This window comes from Streptomyces sp. NBC_01320 (assembly GCF_035974375.1).
Lineage (GTDB): Bacteria > Actinomycetota > Actinomycetes > Streptomycetales > Streptomycetaceae > Streptomyces > Streptomyces yanii.
Genome location: NZ_CP108390.1, coordinates 2,747,701 through 2,765,542 on the forward strand (window position 1 = coordinate 2,747,701; position 17,842 = coordinate 2,765,542).

Annotated in this window: 14 protein-coding genes; 6 read left to right on the forward strand and 8 right to left on the reverse strand. The window is 69.9% G+C overall.

What is annotated here, in order from left to right; translation table 11 throughout:
* Positions 1 to 133: 133 nt before the first annotated feature.
* From OG395_RS12890 to OG395_RS12910, 5 genes are all read right to left on the reverse strand, one after another.
* Complete coding sequence (locus OG395_RS12890) at positions 134 to 2,347, reverse strand: right-handed parallel beta-helix repeat-containing protein (RefSeq protein WP_327243029.1); 2,214 nt, start codon at positions 2,345 to 2,347, stop codon at positions 134 to 136.
* Positions 2,344 to 3,819 carry a M1 family metallopeptidase gene (locus OG395_RS12895; protein ID WP_327243030.1) on the reverse strand — a complete coding sequence of 492 codons (1,476 nt, stop codon included), beginning with the start codon at positions 3,817 to 3,819 and terminating at the stop codon, positions 2,344 to 2,346. The genes OG395_RS12890 and OG395_RS12895 overlap by 4 nt, the downstream gene beginning before the upstream one ends.
* Positions 3,819 to 5,492, reverse strand: coding sequence for an extracellular solute-binding protein (locus OG395_RS12900; RefSeq protein ID WP_327243031.1), 1,674 nt, complete (start codon positions 5,490 to 5,492; stop codon positions 3,819 to 3,821). The genes OG395_RS12895 and OG395_RS12900 overlap by 1 nt, the downstream gene beginning before the upstream one ends.
* A gap of 56 nt (positions 5,493 to 5,548) precedes the next feature.
* Positions 5,549 to 6,409, reverse strand: a complete 861-nt coding sequence (locus OG395_RS12905) for a carbohydrate ABC transporter permease (RefSeq protein ID WP_327249323.1) — start codon at positions 6,407 to 6,409, stop codon at positions 5,549 to 5,551.
* Between the two features lie 88 nt (positions 6,410 to 6,497).
* Positions 6,498 to 7,520: an ABC transporter permease gene (locus OG395_RS12910; protein WP_327243032.1), complete on the reverse strand. Its 1,023-nt coding sequence runs from the start codon at positions 7,518 to 7,520 to the stop codon at positions 6,498 to 6,500.
* A gap of 339 nt (positions 7,521 to 7,859) precedes the next feature.
* On the opposite strand from OG395_RS12910, the gene OG395_RS12915 reads away from it, so the two are divergent.
* The 6 genes from OG395_RS12915 (at position 7,860) to OG395_RS12940 (ending at position 16,193) form a co-directional block, all read left to right on the forward strand.
* Positions 7,860 to 8,846 carry a hydroxyacid dehydrogenase gene (locus OG395_RS12915; RefSeq protein WP_327243033.1) on the forward strand — a complete coding sequence of 329 codons (987 nt, stop codon included), beginning with the start codon at positions 7,860 to 7,862 and terminating at the stop codon, positions 8,844 to 8,846.
* A gap of 62 nt (positions 8,847 to 8,908) precedes the next feature.
* The gene (locus tag OG395_RS12920) at positions 8,909 to 10,003 is read left to right on the forward strand and encodes a LacI family DNA-binding transcriptional regulator (RefSeq protein ID WP_327243034.1); all 1,095 of its coding nucleotides are present in this window, start codon (positions 8,909 to 8,911) and stop codon (positions 10,001 to 10,003) included.
* Positions 10,004 to 10,160: 157 nt separating this feature from the next.
* Entirely contained in the window at positions 10,161 to 11,546 is a 1,386-nt protein-coding gene (locus OG395_RS12925) for a M60 family metallopeptidase (RefSeq protein ID WP_327243035.1), read from the forward strand.
* A gap of 21 nt (positions 11,547 to 11,567) precedes the next feature.
* Positions 11,568 to 14,000, forward strand: a complete 2,433-nt coding sequence (locus OG395_RS12930) for a polysaccharide lyase 8 family protein (protein ID WP_327243036.1) — start codon at positions 11,568 to 11,570, stop codon at positions 13,998 to 14,000.
* Between the two features lie 46 nt (positions 14,001 to 14,046).
* Positions 14,047 to 14,238: a hypothetical protein gene (locus tag OG395_RS12935; protein ID WP_327243037.1), complete on the forward strand. Its 192-nt coding sequence runs from the start codon at positions 14,047 to 14,049 to the stop codon at positions 14,236 to 14,238.
* 14 nt (positions 14,239 to 14,252) lie between these two features.
* Positions 14,253 to 16,193 (forward strand): DUF2264 domain-containing protein, encoded by a 1,941-nt coding sequence (locus OG395_RS12940; protein WP_327243038.1) that lies wholly within the window; start codon positions 14,253 to 14,255, stop codon positions 16,191 to 16,193.
* A gap of 62 nt (positions 16,194 to 16,255) precedes the next feature.
* Here the strand turns inward: OG395_RS12940 and OG395_RS12945 are convergent, their stop codons facing one another.
* Genes OG395_RS12945 through OG395_RS12955 form a run of 3 tightly spaced genes read right to left on the reverse strand, consistent with a single transcriptional unit; the run spans position 16,256 to position 17,842 of the window.
* Positions 16,256 to 16,846 (reverse strand): GAF domain-containing protein, encoded by a 591-nt coding sequence (locus OG395_RS12945; RefSeq protein WP_327243039.1) that lies wholly within the window; start codon positions 16,844 to 16,846, stop codon positions 16,256 to 16,258.
* Complete coding sequence (locus OG395_RS12950) at positions 16,843 to 17,493, reverse strand: GTP-binding protein (protein WP_327243040.1); 651 nt, start codon at positions 17,491 to 17,493, stop codon at positions 16,843 to 16,845. Before OG395_RS12950 ends, OG395_RS12945 begins: the two co-directional genes overlap by 4 nt.
* Positions 17,471 to 17,842, reverse strand: coding sequence for a DUF742 domain-containing protein (locus OG395_RS12955; protein WP_266990300.1), 372 nt, complete (start codon positions 17,840 to 17,842; stop codon positions 17,471 to 17,473). Before OG395_RS12955 ends, OG395_RS12950 begins: the two co-directional genes overlap by 23 nt.

Genomic DNA, 17,842 nt, shown 5'->3' on the forward strand with positions numbered 1-17,842 from the left:
CCGGCCCGTCCGGCGTTCGTGGCCCGGAGCGCCATCAGGAGCGCATCAGGACCACGGAGAACGCGGGCATGAAGGTGCCGGACGGGCCAGGGCCCGTCCGGCGGGGTGGATCACCTGCGGTGAAACCGCAGGCCTACGGGTGGATCAGGACCTGGGACAGAGCCACGCGGCCCGTTCCCGACAGGGCGATCTTCACCGTACGGGTCCTGCTGTCCACGTTCAGGACCGTCGGGCGCAGTGCCTTGCCGCTGACGTGGACCGTGCCGTCGTCCGTGATGACGTCGAAGTCAGCTGTCGTGGTCGACGAGTTGTTCCAGATCTCGATCTGGCGGACATGCTTCGTCGCGCCCAGGTCGACCTGCCACCAGGCACCCGCCTCGGACAGCGTCCGGGTGTCCGTGTTGGTGTCGGCGTCGAGGGCGAGCGCTGCGCCCGCCGTGCCCTCGGTCGAGGACTGGGTTGCGGTGCCCGTGCGTGCCAGGTCGGTGCGGAGCTGTTCGACGGGGCCGCCGTGGGCGCCGGCCCGTGCGGCGACGGTGAGGGCTTCGGCCGGCAGCCGGTCCAGGCCGGTCGAGTTGTCCGTCATGACGGACCCCGTTCCACCGAGCGCGGGCGCCGCGGTGTCGGTCCAGTTGCCGCGGGCGGTGTTCTGGATGCCGTAGTCCGCCCAGTTGGAGACCCACTTGTAGCCGATACGGGTGATGACGTTGTTCTCGACGGTGATGTGCGAGGACTGCTCGTCGAGGTAGATGCCGTTGCCGTCGCGCTCGGTGTTGCCGAAGGCGGAGCGGTTGATGTAGTTGCCGGAGACGACGGTGCCGGGCTGGGCGCCCTGAGTGTAGATCGCACCGCCGTCGTGCTGCTGCTGTGCGACCTCCATGACGTTCGTGATCCGGTTGTTCGTCACCTTGTTGTCGCGCAGCACGGACTTCCGCGACTCGGGCTGGTTCCAGCCCCAGCCGACCGAGATCCCGGAGTACGGCAGGTGGTCGAGGCTGTTGTGGTCGACGGTCAGTTCGGCCTCGTAGCCGGCCCAGATGCCGACCGAGTCGGTGTACTCGACTCCGGAGCGGGTGATCGTGTTGTACGCGATCGTGTTCCGCTCCCCCGCGAGCGTCGGCGAGGGCATCGGCTCGGTGTCTCCCACGTACACCGCGCCCGAGGACAGGTCGGTGAACGTGGAACGGGTCAGGGAGCTGTCCTTGGTGCCTGCTTCGAGCGTCGCGCCCGCCCCGCCGAGGTGGCTGAATCGCGCGTTCTCGATGGAGATGTGCTGTCCGCCGCGGACGGTGACCGCGGCGGACGGCTTGGTGTAGAAGCGGCCCGCATGGTCGACGGGGCCGGTGGCTCCGGTCAGGGTGAGACCGGCCTGCATGCCCGCGTAGCCCTCGTCGGTGCCGGGCCGGCGGTACGCCGCATACGCGAAGCCGATCCCGCTGACGGTGACGTCGTGGGCGCCGTCGACGACGAGCAGCTGTTCGGTGTGCGGAGTGATGGCCTGCGCGCGGCGCATGTCCTCGCCCTTGCGCGGCAGGTAGGTGACGGTGCGGGCCTCCGAGTTCCAGACGAACTCGCCCGGCTGGTCGAGGAGTTCGGGGGCGTTCTCGAAGAAGGCGACGCCGCTGTACCGAGTGGAGTCGACCGTCGTGGTGTCCCAGGCGGGTCCGGTGCGGTTGGTGCCGCTCGCGGAGTTCGTCCAGCAGGGCTGGGCGAAGGTGAGCAGGTCGCCGCTGACGCCCGCGATCCGGCAGTGGTAGTTGCGCCAGCGGACCCGGATGACGGCCTCGGCGTCCGTGGGGCGCTGCCACTCGGCGATGCCGGTGGCCTTCGCACCTGTCATGCCGGTCTTCGTGGCGTCGCAGACGCTCGCCGCGCAGGCCTCGCCGCGGGCGCGGGTGGCACGCTTGCCGTCCACGAAGAGCTGACGCGGGGTGACGCCGGCCGGCACCTCGGCGGTCCAGGTGCCGTCGGTGTTCTGCGTCCATCCGGTGAGGGTGCGGCCGCCGGACAGAATGGGGCGCGCGCCGGGCGCCGCGGTCCAGGTGACGGTGTGTCCGTCCGTGCCGGAGTCGTCGGCGCCCAGTCGCAGGGGGGCGTCGAGGTGGTACGTGCCGCCCTTGAGGAGAACGCGGATGTCGCGGCCGGTCTCGGTGCGCGCCTGGTCGCGGGCGCCTTCCGGGGAACACGGACGGGCGACGGTGCAGGAGGTTCCGCGCCCGTCGGGTGCCGCGTACAGGGTGCGGGCACCGGGTGCGGCCTGGGCGGTCGGGGCGGAGATGAGGGCAGCGAGGGCCGCGGCGGTGATGGCGGCGGCGGTTCCCCGTACGGCGTTCATCGGGCGGTTCATGCGGCGGCCTTCCAGTCGGGGTGTCCGGGCATGGGCGGGTTCACGGCTCCGAAGAGCCAGTCGCGCAGGAACGGGTCGAGGGATGCGTCGCCGGTGATCTTGACGGTGTGGGCGATGAACTCCTCGCTGGTGTAGGTGGAGTCCTTGAACCGCCTGACCCACTCCCGCATGACCTGGTCGAACTTCTGCTGACCGATCCGGAGGCCGAGGGCATACAGGACGAGCGCGCCGCCGTCGTAGATGTTGGTGCCGCCGAGCGCCTTGGGCCGTCCGGGCGGGCCGTCTGCGGCGCGGACCGCGTCGAGCTTCTCGTACGTGGCCTTCATCTTGTCCGCGAAGACCGACCAGCCGCGCTCCTCGCCGTACAGCCCGGCGTAGTACACGGCGGGGCCTTCGTTGAGCCAGGCCTGCTGCCAGTCGTTCGGAGTGACGGAGTCGCCGAACCACTGGTGGGTGAGCTCGTGGACCATGGTGGTCTCGTAGCCCGGCTGGCCGTTGGCGTTGAGCTTGAACCAGTTGGTGGAGAAGAGGGAGAGGGTCTGGTTCTCCAGGGCGTCGGTGTAGCCGTCGTAGATGTGGAGGCCGTAGACGGAGAACGGGTAGCGGCCGAACTTCTCCTCGAGCCAGGCCAGATGGTCGGCGGTACGGGCGACGATCGGGCCGTACTTCTCTTCCTGTCCCTGCGGGACGATGTGCCGCAGCGGCAGTCCGCGGTGGCTGGTGCCGTACAGATAGGTGCCCTTGACGACGGCGATGCCGATGAGTTCGGTCGCCATCCGCTCGCGCAGGGCGAAGTGCCAGACGGTGGAGCCGTCGGCATACGGGGTCCTGTCGAGCAGTTCGCCGTTGGCGGTCGCGACATAGCCCTGCGGCGCGCTGATGTGGAAGGTCCAGGTGGCCTTGTCGGACGGGGTGTCGTTGCAGGGCAGGAACGTGTCGGCGCGGGAGGACTGGGCGGCCGAGGCGAAACCGCCGTCGGTGCCGAACTTCCAGCCGGTGAGGCCGAGTCGGGGTGCCTTGCCGTTGCCGTGGTAGCGGATCTCGACGGTGAACGGCTGACCTTCGTGCAACGCCCGGGCGGGGGTGACGGTGAGCTCCTGGCCGCTCTTTCCGGCCGACAGCGCCCAGGTCGCGGTGCGCCCGGCGACGGTGACGGAATCTATGGTGTGCCCGTCGGTGTCCAGGTTGAACGCGGACAGGTCCTGGGTCGCGCGGGCATTGATCTTCACGACGGCGGTGAAGTCGTACGTCACCGGGGTGAAGTCGAAGGTCAGGTCGTAGTGGACGACCTGGTAGCCGCCGTTGCCGAGGGTCGGGAAGAGCGGGTCGCCGACGCCGTCGGAGCCGGGGACCGGGTCGAAGCCGCGGCTGCGGGCACTGGCGGGCGAGCCGAGGACGGGTACGGCGACCGCTGCCGCGACGGCCGCGCCGCCGAGCCGGAGCGCGGTCCGCCTGCTGGTGGGAGCGCTCATCACTTCTTGCCCTTCTGGAAGGCCTCTTCGAACTCGCCACGGGCCTGCTCGCCGCCCTTGGCGAGGTAGTCCTTGACCAGCTGGTCGTAGGCCGACATCGGCTTGCGGCCGGCGATGATGTCCTTCAGGGCGTCCCCCTTCAGCGTGCCGAGGCTGCCGGAGCCCTTCGAATCCCACGTGGGCGAGGAGTACTGGAGGGTCGGGTCCGGCACCATCATCGGGATCATCTTGGTGAACGCGTCGTGGACGTGACGGACGCCCTGCTCGGAGTCGGCGCTGAAGATCGCGGGGACGGCGGAGGCCGCGAACTTCCAGGGCACGGTGACATCCTGGGTGCCCTGCTTGGTGAGGGCCGGGTTGCCCTTGTCGTCACGGGTGAAGTCGGTGCCCTCGACGCCGTAGTTGATCAGCGTGTACTCCTCGCTGCCGAACGGGGAGGCCGCGAAGTCGGCGAAGGCGAGGACCTGCTTGACCCGGTCCCCGGACGCCTTCTTGATGTGCGTGTTCTGCAGGGCGACGTTGTCCATCCACGTGACGGCGTCCTTGCCGAACGGGACGAACGGGCGCGGGTCGTACGTCGTGTCGATCGCCTTCATCGCGGCGATGTAGCCGACGCCGGGCGCCAGATAGGTGGGCATGCCGTCATAGACGTACGCGCCCTTGCCGTTCTTGAACATGTCCGTGTACTGGGCCTTCTGTGCCCCGGACATCTGGAGGGTGCCGGGGTAGTAGCAGCCCGCCTTGTACAGGTTCCGGGCGGTCTCGACGGCCTGCCGGTACTCGGGCGTTTCCAGGTCCACGGTGAACTTGCCGGTCTTGGCGTCCAGCCGCCAGCCGCCCGGCGCGCCCGCGGACATGGCGAGCATCGTGGTGGCACCCGCGATGATCGCGTACTGGTCCTTCTTGGGCCGGGTGAGCTCCTTGCAGAGCTCGATGAACCGGTCGAGGTCGGTGATCTGGTCCAGGTCCGTGACGCCCGCCTCCGCGAAGAGGTCGTGGCGGTAGAAGCCGGCGCCGCCGGTGCCGGTACGGGCGATCGGCAGACCGTAGAGCTTGCCGCCGAAGATGGCGGCCTGCCAGGCACCCTTCGGGATCGCGGCCAGGTTCGGGTAGTCCTTGATCTTGTCCCCGGCAAGGAAGGGCGTCAGATCGGCACATGTGGCCTGGAGGAAGGCGGCCTTGTTGTCGACGCCACCGGACTCCGGGTACATGAACAGGTCCGGCAGGCTGTCGCTGGCGACCATCGTGGAGAACTTGGTGCCGTAGTCGTCGGCGGGGACGGCGGTGATGTCCACCCGGCCGCCGAGGAGCTTCTCGATCTGCTGCCAGGCGGCGTTCTTGCCGCGTGCGGGCGGCGGCGGGGAGAACGTCTCCATCGTCGCGCTGATCGGCTCGGCCCCCTTCAGCGGGGTGCCTTTCGTGGCCCGCAACGGCTTGGCCGGGTAGCTGAAGAAACCCTGCGGGACACCGGTGGTGGTGCCCTGGAGGTCGGGCTTGAGGCCGATGTTGCGGACCGCGGAGTTCGGGAGCAGCGAGGCGCTCTTGGCCTCCGCCTTGGCGGTCGTGCCACCGTCGCCGCAGGCGGCGAGCAGCGGAGCGGCGGCCAGACCGAGACCGACGCCCGCGCCCAGGCGGAACAGCGATCTGCGGTTGATGGGGGTGGAGCTCGACACCTGGAATCTCCTTGGGAGAGAAGGGAAGGGAAGTGCAGGGGGTGGCGGAGTGGCGGTCAGCCCTTGATGGCGCCGGTGAGCACGCCCTTGGTGAAGTAGCGCTGGAGAAACGGGTAGACGCAGAGGATCGGTACGACAGCGATCACCAGGACCGCCATCTGGACGGCCTGCTGCGGGGCGAGGACCTCGCCGGCCGAGGCGGCGTTCAGGCTCTGGCCCTGGAGGACATAGGTGCGCAGGACCATGGGCAGCGGCCACTTGTCGGAGTCGCCCAGGTACAGGAGCGAGTTGAAGAAGGCGTTCCAGTACGTCACCGCGTAGAAGAGGCTGATCACGGCGAGGACGGCCTTGGAGAGCGGCAGGACGATGCGTACGAGGACGCGGAAGTCGCCGGCTCCGTCGACCTTCGCCGCGTCGTACAGCTCTTCGGGCAGGTTCATGAAGAAGGACCGCAGGACGACCAGGTTGAAGGCGCTGACCAGGGTGGGCATGACGAGCGCCGCGTACGTGTCGTACAGCCCAAGTCCTTTGATCAGGAGGAAGTTGGGGATGATGCCCGCGTTGAAGAGCATGGTGAACAGGGCCGTCATCAGGATGAAGCGGGATCCGGTGACATCGCGGCGGGAGAGGCCGTACGCCATGCCGACGGTGACGAGCAGGCTGGCGAGGGTGCCGAACACCGTGATGCCGAGGCTGACCACGAGCGCCCGGGTGACGACTCCGCCGGTGAATATGGTGCGGTAGGCGTCCAGGGTGGGGTGATCGGGCCACAGGACCAGTCCGGAACTGCGGATGATGTCGGTCTGCGAGGCGAAGCTCGTGCCGATGACGCCGAGCAGCGGATAGGCGACGGCGGCGACCACGACGACAATGGCGAGGCCCTTGGCGGCCTGCCCGATGCGGGTCGGCTTCTCCATCCACGGCGGACGGCCGTCGGACTGCTTCTTGCTACGGGGAGGCTTCTTCGCCGGCGCCGTGGTGGGTACGGACGTGGCGGGCGGCTTCTCAACGGTCAGCACCGCGGTACACCCCTTCGTGGCCGAGGCGGTGGGCGAACTTGTTCGCGCCCAGGACGAGTGCGGTGCCGATGACCGCCTTGACGAGTCCGACGGCGGCGGCGACGCCCCAGTCGTTGTCCTTGATGCCGTGGTAGTAGACGTATGTGTCGAGGACCTCACCGGCGTCCGGGCCGACCGCGTCGCGCTGGAGCAGGATCTGCTCGAAGCCGACGGAGAGGATCTGCCCGAGGTTGAGGATCAGCAGAAGGATCAGGACCGGTGCGATGCCGGGAAGAGTGACGTGCCACAGGCGGCGCCTGGGACCGGCGCCGTCGATCGCCGCGGCCTCGTACTGCCCCTTGTCGATGCCGAGCAGCGCCGCGAGGATGATGATCGTGCCCCAGCCGGCGTCCTTCCAGGCCACCTGAAGGGTCAGCAGCCAGGGGAAGGCGTCGGGGTCGCTCATCATGTCGTAGCGCGGCAGCCCCATGCCCCCGAGGACGTCGGGCAACAGCCCGGCGCCGCCCAGGATCTGCTGGAAGATCGAGACGATGATGACCCAGCCGATGAAGTGCGGCAGGTAGACGACGCTCTGCACGAAGCGCCGGATCCGTTCACTGACGATGCTGTTGAGCAGCAGGGCGAGGGCCACCGGGATCGGGAAGAAGAACACCAGCTGGATGAGGGCGATCTCCAGGGTGTTGAGGGTCGCGGACCAGAAGGCCGGCTCGCCGAACGCGGTGGTGAAGTTGGCGAAGCCCACCCAGGCGCTGTGCATGTAGCCGAGGTACGGCTGGTAGTCCTGGAACGCCACGACATAGCCGAGCAGCGGAACGTAGTGGAAGACGATGAAGTACAGCAGGCCCGGAAGGGTCAGCAGTAGCATCACCCGGTCCCGCTTGATCCGCTGCCAGACGGTCAGCCTGCTCTGCGGGAGAACGGCCCGGGTCGACGAAGACGACGACGTTGCAGTCCTCTGGTGCCGTTTTGACCGCTTTTCCCGAGGCAGCGGGGGTGCTGTTTCAGCCATGGTGCGTCCTGTTCGGCCGGTTGGCGCGTGGTGAGCCTTCTGCGGCCGCAAGTTAGTAAGCGGTTAACCCCAGCGTCAAGAGATCCGGAGAAACGGCTGCGTTGCGCAGAGCCGTCACGGTCGAATCCTGGGGGATGAACCAGCAAAATAACCAAGAAACGGGATAGTTGACCGAGGGTCATGCTTGACGGTCGGGCCTCGGGGTACCTAGCGTGCCGGTCATTCCATAGAACACGCTTACTGTCCGGAGGCAGGGTGCGAACCACCGAAGAGGCACCGGCTCATTCCGCTACCGACGCTGCGGAACTGCCCCCGAGGCGGCCGCGCACGGTCCTGGTCATGAGCCCCGGACTGCTCGACGACGTCTTCCCACCACCCGTACGGACCCGGCTGGAGGAGGCCGCTGATCTCCTCGTTCCGTCCGCGGTCAGAGATTTCGACACACCGGAGGCCGCCGCGGCGCTGGCCTCGGCCGAGGTCCTGCTCACCGGCTGGGGCTGCCCGCCCGTCGACGCGGCCCTGCTGGGCCGGGCCCCACAGCTCCGCGCCGTGATCCACGCGGCGGGCACGGTGAAGACCTTTCTGTCGCAGACGGCGTTCGACCGCGGGATCGTGGTCTCCTCGGCCGCGGCGGCCAACGCCGTGCCGGTCGCCGAGTACACCCTGGCCGCGATCATCATGGGCGCGAAGCGGGTGTTCCCCCTGGCCGGTCTCTTCCGCACCCGCCGGACCCACCGCACCGGCGCCGATCTCGACCGGCAGCACTGGCTCGGTACACACGGACTGACCATCGGTGTCATCGGCGCGTCCCGGATCGGCCGCCGGGTCATCGAACTGCTCGGGATCCTCGATGCCGAGGTACTGCTCTACGACCCGTACGTCGACGCCGACGAGGCCGGACGGCTCGGGGTCACCCCGACCGATCTGGACACCCTGGTGGCGACCAGCGATGTCGTCACCGTGCACGCGCCCGACACCACTGAGACCCGTGGGCTGCTCGACGCGCGCAGGATCGGCCTGATGCGCCCCGGCACCCTGCTCGTCAACACCGCGCGCGGCCCCCTCGTGGACACCGAGGCACTGACCGAGCACCTGGTCAGCGGGCGGCTGGACGCGGTTCTGGACGTCACATTCCCCGAGCCCCTGCCGGACGGTCACCCCCTGTGGGACCTGCCGAACGTCTTCCTCACCCCGCACCTGGCGGGCGCGCAGGGCAATGAGGTGGGGCGGCTCGGGGCACTCGCCGTCGAGGAGCTGGTGCGGTACGCACAGGGCGCGCCGTTCACCCATCCCGTCCACCGGGCCGACCTGGGGAGGATCGCGTGAACCCCACCCGCGCCCAGGCTCTAGGCTCGGCGTCACACAACAGTCACCAGGGGGTGAGCCGGATGCGCCGGCAGAGCACGGCCGCGGACGGACCGCGCAGGGCGACCGTCACGGATGTGGCCAGGCGGGCGGGCGTCTCGACCGCCACGGTCTCGCGCGTCATGAACCGCAACTACCCGGTCGCGGAGGCGACCAGGGAGCGGGTCGAGGCCGCGATGCGCGAGCTCGGCTATGTCGTGAACGCGCACGCCCGCGCCCTTGCCGGTGCCTCCGGCCGCACCGTCGGCATCATCGTCAACGAGCTCATCGACCCGTTCTACGCGTACATCGCCCGGGGTGTGGAGCGGGAGGCCGCGCTCGGCGGGCGGCTCTGCCTGGTGTGCTGCGCCCAGGGCGACCCCCAGCGCGAGCTGGCGTTCGTCGAGCTGATGCACGAGCGCAGGGCCGACGCGGTGATCGTGGTGGGCGGCAGCGTCGCCGACCGCGGCTACACCTCGGAGCTGGCCCGCCGGGCCCGCGAGCTGGACGCCGGCGGATCGAAGCTCGTGCTGTGCGGCAGGCCGCCGCTGGGCGAGCAGGCACCGACGGCCGCGGTCGAGTACGACAACGAGGGCGGCGCCTTCGCCATCACCGACCATCTGCTGATGCAGGGCCACGAACGGATCCTCTACCTGGGCGGCCCGCCGAAGCTCTCCACCACCCGAGACCGGCTCGCCGGGCACCGGCGGGCCCTGGAGCTGCGCGGGGTGACACCGGACCCGGAGCTGGCCCAACCCGGCACCTTCAGCCGGAACTTCGGCTACCGGCGGATGGCGGAACTGCTGCGGGACGGGCCGGACTTCACCGCCGTCTTCGCCGCCAACGACATCGTGGCGGCGGGCGCCGCCCAGGCGCTGGAGGAGGCCGGGGTGCGGGTGCCCGAGGACATCTCCCTGGTGGGGTACGACGACATTCCGGTCGCCCAGGAGCTGCGGCCGCGGCTGACCACCGTTCATGTGCCCCTGGAGGAGATGGGGCGGCAGGCCGTGCGGCTGGCCGTCGGCGGTGGGGACGAGGACGACTGGCGCGAGCCGACCACGGGCGCCCTGCGGCTCGGCACGCACATCGTGGTACGCGATTCCGTCGCGCCCCGGTCCGGTCGGTCCACCCGGATGTGACCGGTTACTGCGCCACTGCCCGTAGTTGACCATAGTAAATAACAGTAACTTCCTGAGCCCTCTTGCGGCTCGATAGCAACCGCTTACATGCTGACGGCGAGCTTCACCCGTTCCGCACGCTTCCGCCCCTCAATTGTTTCTGCAGGGAGAGTTCCGCATGCGTCAGTCCTCTTTCTCCGCCGTCACGCTTCCGGCCGTCGCCTCCGCCCCCGTCGGCCGCCGTTCGGTTTTCGCCGCCGCGGCCGGCGTCGGAGCAGCAGTCGCGCTCGGCGCCACCGCCCCCTCCGCCCGGGCAGCCGGTATCGCTCCCGCGAATACCGCACAGCCCGTCAAGGTGAGCGTGACCGCGCGGCCCGCCGCCGAGGCGGAGCGGCTGCGGCTCGGACAGGCCCTGCGCGGCTCCGAGTTCCAGCCCACCGGCCTGTACGTCCCGGCCGCCACCCCGCTCTCGTTCACCGTCCAGCCGAACGACGGTCTGGTACCCACACTCTGGATCGGTGCGTGGGACTACTACGGCGAGATCACCGAGCCCCGCAGCTACTCGCTGACGGCCGGCGCGAACACCGTGACCGACCCGCACGGCGGCCCCGTCTATCTGACCCTGACGGGGGACGGCGAGCGGGCCGGTGTGGTCTTCCGCTCCGGCGCCGTACCGATGCCGGTCTTCACACTGGGCCGCACCACCGAGGCCGACTACCAGCACCAGCTCGACACGCTGACCAACTCGCCGTACGTCGAACTCCACGCCCCGCACACGATCATGACGCTCACCCGCGACGGCGCGCTCCTGTACCGCGGCGAGGACCATGCGGCGCTGCTCGAACTGGTCGAGACGATCATCGACTCGCACGCCCGGATCAGCGGGCTCGACGGTTCGAAGCCGGTGCACCGGCGCAAGGCGGGGCCGTACCACTTCACCGAGGTCAGCAAGGTGCCGACCGGCGTCGGCGCGTACGCCACGCACGGCTACAACGGCTTCCCCCGTGCCTATCTCGACCGGGCCACCACGGTGGAGGGGCTGCGGACCCGCGGCTGGGGGCTGTACCACGAACTCGGCCATCTGCACCAGCAGATGGCGTACAAGCCGGGCGGTCTGACCGAGGTCACGGTCAACATCTACTCGCTTGCCGCGCAGCGCACCCTGAAGCAGCCGTCCAACCTCCTCACGGTCGATCCGAAGACCGGGCTCACCTATTTCCGGTCCGCACAGCTCAAGTTCGGCACGGCGGGGCTGACGTACGAGAAGTCCTTCGGCGCGTACGAGAAGCTCGTCCCGCTCCGCCAGCTGGAGCTCGCCTTCGGTGACGACTTCTGGCCGCGCATGCACAAGCTGGTGCGCGAGGAGAACCCGCAGTCGGACTACACGGAGACCGACAAGCGCTACCGGGCGCTCGCCACGTATTCCAGCCGGATCTCCGGCTACGACCTCACGGACTTCTTCGTGAACGCCTGGGCGTTCCCGATCGACGCCGTCGGCAAGGCGGAACTGGCCGCGCTGAACCTGCCCAAGCCGCCCGTCGACCCGAGCACGCTCACGGACTGACCGCAGGCGAAAGGAGACACCATGAACCTCAGCAGACGCACCCTGCTCGCCGCGACGGGCGCCACCGCGGCCGTCGCGGCCACCTCCGCCACGACACTCGTCGCCACGGCCGGCGCCGCACAGGCGCAGCCCGTGGCGGCCGGCGACACCGCCGGCACCGTGGGTTTCGACGCGCTCCTCCAGCGCGCCGAAACCCTCCTGACCGGCGGCGCGTTCGACGCGTCCGACCCCGACGTCGTCGCCGCGGTCGCCACTCTGGACACCACGGCGAAGGGGCTCTGGGAGACCCTGGACCGCAGCGCCGGACGGACCGCACTCTGGCCGGATCTCTCCCCGGTCACCGACCCCGGCAACTTCGGCCAGAGCTACACCCGGCTCCGTACGCTCGCGACCGCCTGGGCCACCCCCGGCACCTCACTGGCCGGCAGCGCGGACACGGCGGACGCCCTCGTCGCCGCGCTGCGCTTCACGTACGACACGGCGTACAACCCGGCCAAGCGTGAGACCGGCAACTGGTGGTTCTGGGAGATCGGCGCCCCACGGGCGCTGATGGACTGCTCCGTCCTGCTGCGCGGGCGCCTGCCCGCCACCGATCTGACGGACTATCTGACGGTGGTCGACCGGTTCTGCCCGAACGCGGACCGTCGCACCAACTCCCCCACGCTCGCCGAGACCGGCGCCAACCGCACCGACAAAGCCGTCATCGTCGCGCTGCGCGGACTGCTGGGACAGGACGCCGCCAAGCTGGCATCGGCCCGTGACGCGCTCTCCGACGTGCGCGACTCCGGACGCAACAGCCTGTTCCGGTACACGGGTTCGGGTGACGGCTTCTACGAGGACGGGTCATTCGTCCAGCACGACGTGGTCGCGTACACGGGTACGTACGGCACGGTTCTGCTCGGCGGCGCCGCCTATCTGCTGTCACTGCTCGCCGGCTCCGAGTGGGCGGTCGCCGACCCGCAGGTCTCCGTGATGTACGAGGCAGTCGAGCGGACCTTCTCGCCGGTGGTCTTCGACGGGCTGATGATGGACGCGGTACGCGGCCGGGCGATCTCCCGGGAGCGCGCCGGTGACCACCGGGACGGTGCGGCGACCGTCGCAGCGATCCTGCTCCTGGCGACCGGCGCACCCGCCGCGTACGCCGACCGCTGGCGCGCGCTGGCAAAGGGCTGGCTGACCCGCAACCGCACCACCCCGTTCACGGCTCTCGCCACCCTTCCCCAACTGGCTCTCGCCAAGGCCGTGCTGAATGACCGGAGCATTCCCGCCGGGGCGCGCACGACCGGTCACTTCGTCTTCGCCGACATGGACCGGGTGGTGCACCGGCAGCCTCGCTGGGCCTGCACACTGTCGTTGTCGTCGAAGCGGATCTCAGCCTACGAGGCCGGCAACGGCGAGAATCTGCACGGCTGGTACACCGGCGACGGCATGACCTATCTGTACGACGGCGACGACCTGGGGCAGTTCAACTACGGCTTCTGGCCGACCGTCGACCCGTACCGGCTGCCCGGCACCACGGTCGACACCAGGCAGCGCACCGATCTCGGCACGGGCGCCGGCACATCCACCTACCGTCCGACGAACGCCGTCGCGGGCGGAGCGGTGCTCCACGACCGATACGGTGCTTCGGCGATGGAGCTCATCGGTCCCGCGGGCAGTACCCTGCGGGCCAGAAAATCCTGGTTCCTGCTCGACAACGCGGTGATCGCGCTCGGCGCGGGTATCACGGCGAGCGACGGGCGCACGGTCGAGACGGTCGTCGAGAACCGCAATCTCGGCACGGACGGCACGCAGCGGCTGACGGTCGACGGTGTCCGACAGCCGACGGAGCAGGGCTGGACCAAGGAGTTCGGCCACGCCCGGTGGGCGCATGTCGACGGCGTCGGCGGCTACGTCTTCCCCGACCCCACTGCTCTTCAGGCGCTGCGCGAGGAGCGGACCGGAACCTGGCGGGCGCTCAACACCGGGGCGGACACCGGCGGCAGCACCGATCCGGTCACCCGCCGCTATGTGACACTCTGGGTCGATCACGGTGCCTCCCCCACCGATGCGGGCTACGCCTATGTCCTGCTGCCCGGCGCGTCCGCGGCCGCGACAGCCGTCTGGTCGCACTCGCGTCCGGTCCGGATCGTCGCCAACGACGCCACCGCGCAGGCCGTGGAGGTCCGCAGGCAGGGGCTGACCGCGGTGAACTTCTGGGCAGCGGCCACCGCCGCCGGGATCACCGCATCCGGACCGGCCTCGGTGCTGGTCCAGCGCCGAGACCAGCAACTCGCCGTCGCCGTCGCCGACCCGAGCCGCACGCAGACCACGGTCACGGTGGAACTGCCCTTCCCGGTGAGCAGGGTGGTCACGGCCGACCCGACCGTGTCCGTGACACCCGGCCGTCGCCCCGTCCTCACCGTCACGGTCGGCGGATCGCGCGGTCACACGCACACCGCCACCCTCTCCTGAACAGGCACCTGCGACCGGTCTTCCCCTCCTTCCTCAGGGAGTACGCATGCACGCTTCCCCCGCCTCGTCCCCGTTCAGCCGCCGCAGCGCCCTCGCCGTCCTGGCGGGCGCGGGCGCCGCGACTCTGCTGGGCTCCGGGACCGCCTCGGCCCGCCCGATCGACGCGGACGGCAAGGCCGCCCTCGCCGCGCTCAACCTGCCCACACCGCCCGTAGACCCGTCGACCCTGACGGACTGAGGAGCACCGCCCGCATGACCCCGCCCTTCCTGCACCTCCCCCCGACCGACCGGCTGCTGTCCTCTCGGACCGGCTGGACGCGCGCACACTGGGAGGCCTCGGCCGACCGCATGCTCGACGCGCTCGTCCCGTACGCCACACCGGGCTTCGCGCAGTACCGGTTGCCCGGCCGGGCCAGCTGGTCGGGCGTGGTGTCGGACGGGCTCGAAGGATACGCACGCTCCTTCCTGATGGCGGCCTTCCGCATCGCCGGAGCCCGCGGGGACGTCGATCCGAAACTGATCGAACGCTACGCGCAGGGTCTGGCAACGGGCACGGACCCGGCCTCCACCGAGGCCTGGCCCAGGCTCACCGACTGCTCGCAGCAGATGGTCGAGGCGGCCTCGATCGCCGTCGGTCTGCATGAGACCCGCCCCTGGATCTGGGACAAGCTGGACACCCGGATCCAGGAGCGGGTCGTCGACTGGTTCTCCGGCTTCGTCGGCGGCCGCACCTGGGACAACAACTGGCGGCTCTTCCAGGTGGTGTCCGAGCAGTTCCTCGCCTCGGTGGGCGCCCCCTACAGCCGCTCCGACATCGAGAGCAATCTGGACAGAATCGAGGACTGGTACGTCGGTGACGGCTGGTACACCGACGGGGACGGCCGGAACTTCGACTACTACATCGGCTGGGCCATGCATCTCTATCCGCTGCTCTGGTCGCGGATGGCGGGCCCGGACGACGACGGCGGCAGGACCGAGGTCTACCGCCAACGACTCTCCAGGTTCCTGCAGGACTATCCGCACTTCTTCGGCTCCGACGGTGCGCCGGTCCACCAGGGGCGCTCACTGACGTACCGGTTCGCGGCGCTCGCACCGGTCTGGATGGGGGCGCTGGCCGACTGCACGCCGCTCGCACCCGGACTCACACGCCGGCTCGCGTCAGGCACCCTGCGGCACTTCGTGGAGCGCGGGGTCCCGGACGAGCGGGGGCTGCTGACCCTCGGCTGGTACGACACGTTCCTGCCGAGCACCCAGCCGTACTCCGGTCCCGCTTCCCCGTACTGGGCGAGCAAGGGCTTCCTCGGGCTGCTGCTCCCGGCGGATCACCCGGTGTGGACGGAGCGGGAACTCCCGCTCCCCATCGAGGAGTCCGACCAGTACACCGCGCTGCCCGCAGCGGGATGGCTGCTGCACGCCACACGGCACGACGGCATCGTCCGGCTGATCAACCACGGCAGCGACCACAACCCGCCCGCCGCCACCGACGACACCACGGACGCGGACACGGGCGAGGAGGACCCGCACTACGCGAAGCTCGCCTATTCGACGGCGACCGCGCCCGAGTCCGCGCCGCACGCCGTGGCACGCGCCATCGACGGCCATCTGGCCCTCATCGCCCCGGACGGCACCCCTTCGCGGCGGCGCAGGATCCATCCGCTGCGTTGTGAGGACCGCGTCGCCTCGTCCTGGTACGCGGCCCGGCTACCCCGCGACGACCGCGCGTACCGGATCGAGACCACAAGTGTGCTGCACGGCCCGTGGGAGATCCGGGTGCACCGGGTCGAGGCGCCGGAGGGTGCGGTGGTGCGGGAGGGCGGACATGCGGTCGCCCACGCCGAGCGGCCCTTCTCCTCGTCGGGACCCGGCTGGGCGCTGACGCGTACCGCCGACGGTCTGACCAGTGCCGTGGTCGCCCTGTACGGCTGGGACGCCGCGGCGGGCGGGACGCCCGAGGAGGCAGCGGAAGGGTCCGGCGTCGCGCGGGACGTGCAGTCCAACGCGTACGGGCCGCACTCCGCGATCCCGTATCTCCGGAGCGACCGTCATCCGGGCGGGCGGAGCATCCATGTCTCGCTGGTCGCGCTGTCCCGCGACACCGTCCATCCGCAGGCGCTGCGTGAATCGGTGGCGGTGCGGGCCGATGACGAGTCGGTGGTGCTGACCTTCCTGGACGGCACGACGGTCGAGGTCTGAGCGTGGGTGTCCGGGCGTGGGCGGCGGCTCGCACACGTCCGAGGCGCGGGCGGCACGACGGATCAGAGCGCGATGCTGCCGTTGTCCTCCCGTCGGTGGATGTGGCCGATGAGTTCCTGCGCCAGGGACTTGATCGTGTCGAGACCGGCCCGCCCCCAGGGGCGGGGCACGGTGTCGACGGCGCAGACCGCCCCCAGCGCGATGCCCGTACGGTCGATGAGCGGCGCCCCCAGATAGGAACGGATACCTATGTCGTCGACGACCGGATTGCCGGCGAATCTCGGGTAGTCGCAGACGTCCTCCAGGACGAGCGCCTTCCGTCGTGCGACGACGTGCGGGCAGTAGCCGTGATCGAGGGCCACGTACCGCCCGCCACGGCCGCTGCCCGCGGCCATGGCGCCGAGGTCGGAACCGGTGTGCGTACCGGTCGGCATGTGCAGTCCGGCGAAGAACTGTCGGTTCCCGTCGATGAAGTTGACCATGGAGAAGGGAACATCGGCTATTTCGGCCACCTTGTCCGCGAACGCGTCGAAGCTGTCGAACGATCCACCGGCCCGTTCCCCGAGCCCGAGCGTCCGAAGCCGCTGGGCGCGCACGGGGGCATCGCGGTCGACGGGAGTCAGCAGCAGCCGGTCGCTGGTGCGTCCGTTCACGGGTGGGCTCCCATGGTGGAGAGCGGGGCGGGGTCGGAGGTGGCGTTGATCAGATGCTGGACCAGAGTGACCAGCGCTCCGGTGCCCGAGTTCGCGATCCTGGCGTCACAGGGGATGACCGGCACCTCGGGCGGAAGGTCGAGCGCGGCCCGTACCTCGTCGGGGCCGTAGCGGTAGGCGCCGTCGAACTCGTTGACCGCGACGATGAATCCGATACCGCGCCGCTCGAAGAAGTCGACCGCCGGGAAGCACTCCTCGAGCCGCCGGGTGTCGGCGAGCACGACCGCTCCCAGCGCACCCTGGGAGAGCTCGTCCCACATGAACCAGAAGCGCTCCTGGCCCGGGGTGCCGAACAGATAGAGCACGTGCTGCTCGTCGAGGGTGATGCGGCCGAAGTCCATGGCGACCGTCGTGGCGGTCTTCGACTCGATACCCTCCAGGCTGTCGGTCGCCGCACTGACCTGGGTCAGCAGCTCCTCCGTGCTCAGCGGTGCGATCTCGCTGACGGCGCCCACGAACGTCGTCTTGCCGACACCGAAGCCGCCCGCCACCAGGACCTTGAGCGCGACGGGGAAGCATTCGGGGCCCCCGGGGGCGTCGCCTCCGCCCAAGATGCCGAAGCCGTCAGAGCTGTCGTCGTAAGCCATCGAGCACTGCCTCCAGCAGAGATCGGTCGGTGGGCATGTCATGGAAGGCGGGCGGATGCGCGGTGACTGCACCGCAGTCGACCAGATCGGAGACGAGCACCTTGGTGACGACCGCGGGCAGTCGCAGATGTGCGGCGATCTCGGCCACCGACGTGGGTCCGCCGCACAGCCCGAGCGCCACGGAGTGCTCGGGGCCGAGATGCGTCTGCGGATCGGTGCCGGTGGCCCTCACCAGGGAGAGCAGATCGAGCACGGCGGTCGGACGGGTACGACCGTTGCTCACGGTGTACGGACGGATGAGGCGGCCCGCCGCATCGTCGAGCAACGGCCCGTCGTGCGGGGCCGACAC

Excerpts from the sequence above, each read along its gene's own strand:
- OG395_RS12905 (WP_327249323.1), bottom strand. The coding sequence starts at position 6,409 with ATGGAGAAGCCGACCCGCATCGGGCAGGCCGCCAAGGGCCTCGCCATT.
- OG395_RS12895 (WP_327243030.1), bottom strand. The coding sequence starts at position 3,819 with ATGAGCGCTCCCACCAGCAGGCGGACCGCGCTCCGGCTCGGCGGCGCG.
- OG395_RS12935 (WP_327243037.1), top strand. The coding sequence starts at position 14,047 with ATGCACGCTTCCCCCGCCTCGTCCCCGTTCAGCCGCCGCAGCGCCCTC.
- OG395_RS12940 (WP_327243038.1), top strand. The coding sequence starts at position 14,253 with ATGACCCCGCCCTTCCTGCACCTCCCCCCGACCGACCGGCTGCTGTCC.
- OG395_RS12950 (WP_327243040.1), bottom strand. The coding sequence starts at position 17,493 with ATGGCTTACGACGACAGCTCTGACGGCTTCGGCATCTTGGGCGGAGGC.
- OG395_RS12930 (WP_327243036.1), top strand. The coding sequence starts at position 11,568 with ATGAACCTCAGCAGACGCACCCTGCTCGCCGCGACGGGCGCCACCGCG.
- OG395_RS12915 (WP_327243033.1), top strand. The coding sequence starts at position 7,860 with ATGAGCCCCGGACTGCTCGACGACGTCTTCCCACCACCCGTACGGACC.
- OG395_RS12925 (WP_327243035.1), top strand. The coding sequence starts at position 10,161 with ATGCGTCAGTCCTCTTTCTCCGCCGTCACGCTTCCGGCCGTCGCCTCC.
- OG395_RS12890 (WP_327243029.1), bottom strand. The coding sequence starts at position 2,347 with ATGAACCGCCCGATGAACGCCGTACGGGGAACCGCCGCCGCCATCACC.
- OG395_RS12920 (WP_327243034.1), top strand. The coding sequence starts at position 8,909 with ATGCGCCGGCAGAGCACGGCCGCGGACGGACCGCGCAGGGCGACCGTC.
- OG395_RS12910 (WP_327243032.1), bottom strand. The coding sequence starts at position 7,520 with ATGGCTGAAACAGCACCCCCGCTGCCTCGGGAAAAGCGGTCAAAACGG.